The 4,367-nt window shown below is 45.8% G+C and carries 4 protein-coding genes and 4 tRNA genes; 1 reads left to right on the top strand and 7 read right to left on the bottom strand.

The window, feature by feature from the left end; all coding sequences use genetic code 11:
- The 5 genes from QVF11_RS00040 to QVF11_RS00020 all read right to left on the bottom strand — a co-directional run.
- On the bottom strand, positions 1 to 208 hold a 208-nt coding region (locus QVF11_RS00040), incomplete at its 3' end, for a GTP-binding protein (protein WP_021242225.1).
- 114 nt (positions 209 to 322) lie between these two features.
- Positions 323 to 398 (bottom strand) — tRNA-Thr (locus tag QVF11_RS00035).
- A gap of 5 nt (positions 399 to 403) precedes the next feature.
- Positions 404 to 478, bottom strand: a tRNA-Gly gene (locus QVF11_RS00030).
- Between the two features lie 119 nt (positions 479 to 597).
- A tRNA-Tyr gene (locus QVF11_RS00025) sits at positions 598 to 682 on the bottom strand.
- A 10-nt stretch (positions 683 to 692) separates the two neighbouring features.
- Positions 693 to 768: transfer RNA gene (locus tag QVF11_RS00020), tRNA-Thr, on the bottom strand.
- A gap of 441 nt (positions 769 to 1,209) precedes the next feature.
- Between QVF11_RS00020 and coaA the strand changes: the two genes are divergently transcribed.
- On the top strand, positions 1,210 to 2,160 hold the full coding sequence (gene coaA, locus QVF11_RS00015) for a type I pantothenate kinase (protein WP_112217424.1): 951 nt from the start codon (positions 1,210 to 1,212) through the stop codon (positions 2,158 to 2,160).
- A 25-nt stretch (positions 2,161 to 2,185) separates the two neighbouring features.
- On the opposite strand, the gene birA is transcribed toward coaA, so the two are convergent.
- Entirely contained in the window at positions 2,186 to 3,148 is a 963-nt protein-coding gene (gene birA, locus QVF11_RS00010) for a bifunctional biotin--[acetyl-CoA-carboxylase] ligase/biotin operon repressor BirA (RefSeq protein WP_287854684.1), read from the bottom strand.
- On the bottom strand, positions 3,145 to 4,173 hold the full coding sequence (murB, locus tag QVF11_RS00005) for a UDP-N-acetylmuramate dehydrogenase (protein ID WP_287854682.1): 1,029 nt from the start codon (positions 4,171 to 4,173) through the stop codon (positions 3,145 to 3,147). Before murB ends, birA begins: the two co-directional genes overlap by 4 nt.
- Positions 4,174 to 4,367 lie beyond the last annotated feature (194 nt).

Below are 4,367 nucleotides of genomic sequence, written 5' to 3'. Positions count from 1 at the left end.
ATTCAACGTGAGAAGTGTTGATGGTGATACCACGAGCTTTTTCTTCCGGCGCGTTGTCGATCTGATCGAATGCGCGAGCAGAACCACCGTAGGTTTTAGCCAGAACGGTAGTGATTGCAGCGGTCAGCGTTGTTTTACCATGGTCAACGTGGCCGATAGTACCGACGTTAACGTGCGGTTTTGTACGTTCAAACTTTTCTTTAGACATCGATTGTCCCTCTAAGACACGGATAAATCGGTGATATCACCACATCAACCGGGCAACATGCCCGACTTGTTGAATGCAATAAAAGAGAGAAACAGGGGAGGAGAGATAAAGAAGTGGTGCTGATACCCAGAGTCGAACTGGGGACCTCACCCTTACCAAGGGTGCGCTCTACCAACTGAGCCATATCAGCACGTTTGGAGCGGGCAGCGGGAATCGAACCCGCATCATCAGCTTGGAAGGCTGAGGTAATAGCCATTATACGATGCCCGCATCCTGAAACTCGGCTACCCAGTTCTTTCTATAACAAAAAAAAGAGATGAATCTCTTTTTCTGTTTGAGCTGACTAGTTTAACCAATCAACCCTGGCTTCGCAAAGCGTTGCCGAAAGATGGTGGTGGGGGAAGGATTCGAACCTTCGAAGTCGATGACGGCAGATTTACAGTCTGCTCCCTTTGGCCGCTCGGGAACCCCACCAGGCACTTGATGGTGCCGACTACCGGAATCGAACTGGTGACCTACTGATTACAAGTCAGTTGCTCTACCTACTGAGCTAAGTCGGCATCAAGTAGCGCGCATTCTAGGGAGACCTGAGAGTTCATGCAACTAAAAAATTGCATAAAACGTTCTATCGCTCACATTTTGTGCTTAATCGATAAAAAACGGTGTAAATTCAAACACCGAAGCACAAAAATACACCATTCATCGCACAAGGTTGCTCAGCAGTAACTGCTGAAAATGTAAAATCCCCTTTTGATATAACACCTTTACCGCTACGAGCTACTCGTGGTCTCAGTGAATTAACACTGACAGCCCTGTAGAAGACTTTATATGCCGCCGCCAACTCACTCGCCTCTGTGAGGTTACCGTTAGAAAGCATCATTCAATGAGTTTTTTTCTTATTATTCCTTGCAATCTGGTGTTACCCTCCTGCCCATTGTCCTGATTAACTAGTGTGAAGCACCCACGCCTTTCTTTCATTCGGCGACTGCAAGAACATGCTTATGAGCCAAAAAGAGCAAACGTTAATGACACCGTACCTACAATTTAACCGCGACCAATGGGCTGCACTTCGTGATTCTGTTCCGATGACACTAGCAGAGGAAGAAATCACGCGGTTAAAAGGCATCAATGAAGATCTTTCCCTTGAAGAAGTTGCAGAGATTTATTTGCCACTGTCGCGCTTGCTCAATTTTTATATCAGTTCTAACTTGCGCCGCCAGGCGGTACTGGAACAATTCCTCGGTACCAATGGTCAACGCATCCCTTATATCATCAGTATTGCGGGTAGCGTGGCTGTCGGCAAAAGTACTACTGCACGCGTGCTGCAAGCTTTACTCAGTCGCTGGCCCGAACATCGCCATGTTGAATTAATCACTACAGATGGTTTTTTGCATCCTAACGCAGTATTGAAAGAACGCGGCCTGATGAAAAAGAAAGGCTTCCCGCAGTCTTACGACATGCATCGCTTAGTTAAATTCGTTTCCGACCTGAAATCAGGCATTCCAAACGCCACTGCTCCAGTCTATTCACATCTAATTTATGATGTTATTCCTGATGGAGATAAAACAGTTACCCAGCCGGATATTTTAATTCTTGAAGGATTAAATGTTTTACAAAGTGGAATGGATTACCCACACGATCCACATCATGTATTTGTTTCAGATTTTGTTGATTTTTCAATTTATGTCGATGCGCCAGAAGACTTGCTCAAAACATGGTATATCAATCGTTTTCTGAAATTTCGCGAAGGGGCATTTACCGACCCCGACTCTTATTTCCATAATTACGCACAGCTTTCTAAAGATGAAGCTATCAACATTGCCACATCGTTATGGAATGAGATTAATCTTTTGAATTTAAAGGAAAACATTCTTCCAACTCGTGAGCGAGCTAGTCTTATAATGACTAAAAGTGCAAATCATTCCGTCAATCAAGTTCGATTACGAAAATAAGACAGGGAGCGTTAGCTCCCTTTTTTCATTCAGCGCTGCGCAAAGATATCTCACCACCAATCCAGGGTTTTACTACTCCACCCTGTTCCAGCAATAAGGCTCCTTGAGCATCAATCCCGCGGGAAATACCAAAAATTACTTTATCACCAATAATAAGTTTAACCGGACGATTAATAAAGTTATCTAACTTTTCCCAGCGTTTTAGATACGGTGCCAAACCTTCCTGTTCAAAAAGCTGCAGACTAGCCCGCAATTCTTTAATCAACCGCGCGGCCAGAGTATTCCTATCGATAGAGATTCCTGCTTCCTGTAAGCTGATCCAACCTTGATTAACAACATCAGACTCCACGCGACGCATCATAAGATTGATACCTGCCCCGCTGACTATCTGTGCAGCGTCACCGGTTTTACCCGTCAGTTCCACCAGGATCCCTGACAGTTTCCGATCCTGCAAATAGAGATCATTCGGCCATTTCACCCGTACTTTATCGGCCCCCAAGCTTTGAAGTACCTCAGCAATCACAATCCCGATGACCAAACTCAAACCAATGGCAGCAGCGGGCCCCTGCTCAAGACGCCAGTACATTGAAAGGTATATGTTAGAACCAAACGGCGAGAACCACTTACGTCCCCTACGACCACGACCAGCCTGTTGATATTCCGCTACGCAAGCATCGCCAGACTGCAGTTCACTAAGCCTATCCAGTAAATACTGATTCGTAGAGTCAATAACCGGTAGCACGGTTACCCGTCCATTTTCAATCTGCTTCGAAATCTGTTCTTCGTCTAATAGCTGTATAGGTTCCGGCAAGCTGTAGCCTTTACCTGGGACGGTAAATACATCAACTCCCCAGTCGCGCAAGGTTTGAATATGTTTATTGATTGCCGCCCGGCTCATTCCTAAGCGCTCGCCAAGTTGCTCACCTGAGTGAAACTCAGCATCGGCCAGTATCGATATCAACGTCAGAGGAACGGTATAATCTTTCATGCAATGATCCCCTCCGCATCGACTTCACCTGTTTTGCTAATAAAACGCACTTCCGGTTGTAGCCAGACATTGAACTTATTCCCAACCTGCTGGCGAACATAGTGGGCTAATTTAACCACATCTTCACTGATTGCCCGATCGTAATTAATCAATACCAATGCCTGTTGGTTGTGTACCGCTGCACCGCCAATTACCTTGCCTTTAAGCTGACATTGATCGATGAGCCATCCTGCTGCCAGCTTTATGCTGCCATCAGGCTGTGGGTAGTGAGGAATACCTGGATATTGCGCCAGCAAACCTTGCGCATTTTCAGCACTAATCACCGGATTCTTAAAGAAACTGCCCGCATTACCCGTCACTTTTGGATCAGGAAGCTTAGTCATTCGCATGTGACAAACGGAATCAAAAACCTGATACGGCGTAACATTTTCAGGATCAAGGCGGGTTAAATCACCGTAAGTTAAGACCGGTCGCCATACTTTTGCCAAAGTTAAGCCTACGGCCACAATAGCGTAGAGGTCCTTATACTCATGCTTGAAAATACTGTCGCGATAGCCAAAGCGGCACTCAGCGGCGGAAAAGCGTCGCTTCTGACCAGTGGCTAACTCAACGCAATCGACATACTGGCAAACGCTCTGTAATTCAATTCCATAGGCACCAATGTTTTGAATCGGAGAGGATCCGGCACAGCCAGGGATTAATGCAAGATTTTCCAAACCAGGCATTTTATTATTCAACGCGAATTGCACCAACCGATGCCAGTTCTCCCCTGCCCCAACATGCAAATGCCAGGCATCAGCTGTTTCATTAACCTCTATACCCATGATACGGTTGATAATTACCGTACCAGAATAATCCTCCAGGAAGAGAATATTGCTTCCTTCTCCCAGGATCAAAACAGGTTGTTTTGCTGTAACAGCCTTTTGCCAGACAGCAACCAGCTGTTGCTCGTTTTCCACGCGTACAAGCTCTCTGGCCGAACAGTCTATGCCAAAGGTATTCCAGGGTTTGAGGGAGTGGTTCATAGTGGTTTCCTGATGCAAAATCAGCATTAGTTTACCGTATATAGCAGGGGAAGGCTTGCCTGATTGTCAGTAGTACGTTAGCGATAACTCTCTACTATGGCGACCTGGCAATTCTGACAAGCATGGAATTTTTGGTATACAAAAACGCAAAAAGCCCATCCTGACGGATGGGCTCTTCACTTAATTAATGCCTG

Origin of the sequence: Klebsiella sp., assembly GCF_027492335.1 — a bacterium.
GTDB lineage: Bacteria > Pseudomonadota > Gammaproteobacteria > Enterobacterales > Enterobacteriaceae > Klebsiella > Klebsiella huaxiensis.
Note: the sequence above shows the minus strand (reverse complement) of the source record. Positions and strands in the feature narration are given on the sequence as shown.